The organism is Streptomyces malaysiensis subsp. samsunensis (assembly GCF_024519315.1).
Classification (GTDB): Bacteria; Actinomycetota; Actinomycetes; order Streptomycetales; family Streptomycetaceae; genus Streptomyces; species Streptomyces malaysiensis.
In genome coordinates this window covers 1-1,881 of sequence record NZ_JANIIC010000198.1, presented here as the reverse complement: position 1 = coordinate 1,881, position 1,881 = coordinate 1, and the positions used below count along the sequence as shown (strand labels likewise).

Sequence of the window (1,881 nt, the reverse complement as noted above, 5' to 3'; positions counted from 1 at the left end):
GGGATTCCGAGGGCACGGTGTTGTTGACCGGTGCTACGGGCACGTTGGGTGGTTTGCTGGCGCGGCATTTGGTGGCTGAGTGTGGGGTGCGGCATCTGGTGTTGGTCTCTCGGCGGGGTCGGGAGGCGGCTGGTGCGGTGGAGTTGGAGGCCGAGCTGGCGGGGCTGGGTGCGTCGGTGGCCGTGGTGGCCTGCGATGTCGCCGACCGGGAAGCGCTGGCGGAGGTGTTGGCGGGTATTCCGGCGGATCGTCCGTTGCGTGGTGTGGTCCATGCGGCCGGTGTGCTGGACGACGGTGTCATCGAGACCCTGACTCCCGAGCGTCTCGACACGGTGCTCCGCCCCAAGGTCGACGCCGCCTTCCACCTCCATGAGCTGACCCGGGACCTGGATCTGGCCGCTTTCGTGGTGTTCTCCTCCGCGGCGGGCACGTTCGGCGGCGCCGGGCAGGGCAACTACGCTGCGGCCAACGCCTATGTCGACGCCCTGGTGACCCACCGGCATGCGCTCGGCCTGCCCGCCGTCTCGCTGGCCTGGGGATTCTGGGCCGAGCGCAGTGGTATGACGGGCCACCTGGACGACGAGGACGTACGGCGCATGCGGCGCGGCGGTATCGCCCCGCTGACGTCCGAAGAGGGCCTTGCGCTGTTCGACGTGTCCGGGACGATGACACAGCCGGTGCTGCTGCCCATGCGTCTGGACCTCCCGGCGCTCCGCGCCCAGGCGGCATCCGGTACTCCCGCACCGGCCCTGCTCCGCGATCTGGTGTCGGTTTCCACCCGTCGTACCGTGGTCCCGTCGGGCGATGGCGCGGGCGAGTCGGAACTGTGGCGGCGGCTCGCGCCCCTGTCGGCGGACGAACAGGACGAGGTTCTGCTGAACCTGGTGTGCACCCATGTCGCCGAGGTGCTCGGCCACGCGGGGGCGGAGTCCATCGAGGTGGGGCGTGCGTTCAAGGAACTCGGATTCGACTCGCTGACGGCCGTCGAGCTGCGGAACCGGCTGAACACCGCCACGGGGCTACGGCTGCCCGCCACCCTTGTCTTCGACTACCCCACATCCGTGGTGATCGCCCGCCATCTGCGCACCGAGCTGGCCGAGGCGTATCAGGGCGCCAGCACGTCGGTCTCCCCGTCCGGCGGCGCCGGTACGGGCACGCTCGCCACGCATGACGAGCCCATCGCGATCGTGGCGATGAGCTGCCGTTTTCCGGGTGGGGCGGGTACCCCGGAGCAGCTGTGGCAGCTGCTGGAACGTGGCACGGACGCCATCTCCGACTTCCCGGAAGACCGTGGCTGGGATGTGGAGGGGCTGTACGACCCGGACCCGGAGGCCGTGGGGAAGAGCTATGCCCGCGAAGGTGGCTTCCTCTACGACGCGGGTGACTTCGACCCGGCGTTCTTCGGTATTTCGCCGCGTGAGGCGTTGGCGATGGATCCGCAGCAGCGGTTGCTGCTGGAGACGTCGTGGGAAGCGCTGGAGCGGGCGGGCATCGACCCGGCGACCCTGCGCGGCAGCCAGACCGGAGTCTTCGCCGGTGTCATGCACCACGACTACGGACTGTTGCAGGGGCCGGGTGGCGGCCCCGGCGCCCCCAGCGCGGGCAGCATCGTCTCGGGGCGTATCTCCTACACCTTCGGCTTCGAGGGCCCGGCGGTGACGGTGGACACCGCGTGTTCCTCGTCGCTGGTCGCGCTGCATCTGGCGACGCAAGCGCTGCGGCGGGGCGAGTGCTCGCTCGCGCTCGCGGGCGGTGTGACGGTGATGTCCACACCGGGTCTGTTCGTGGAGTTCAGCTACCAGCGTGGGCTGTCGGCGGACGGGCGGTGCAGGGCCTTCGCGGAAGCGGCGGACGGCACCGGGTTCTCCGAGGGAGCTGGGG

1 protein-coding gene is annotated in these 1,881 nt (G+C 70.3%); it reads left to right on the top strand.

Features of this window, described 5'->3' with window-relative positions; all coding sequences use genetic code 11:
* Positions 1–1,881, top strand: a 1,881-nt coding sequence (locus tag NQU54_RS49680) for a type I polyketide synthase (RefSeq protein ID WP_306279887.1), incomplete at both ends; no start/stop codon positions are given.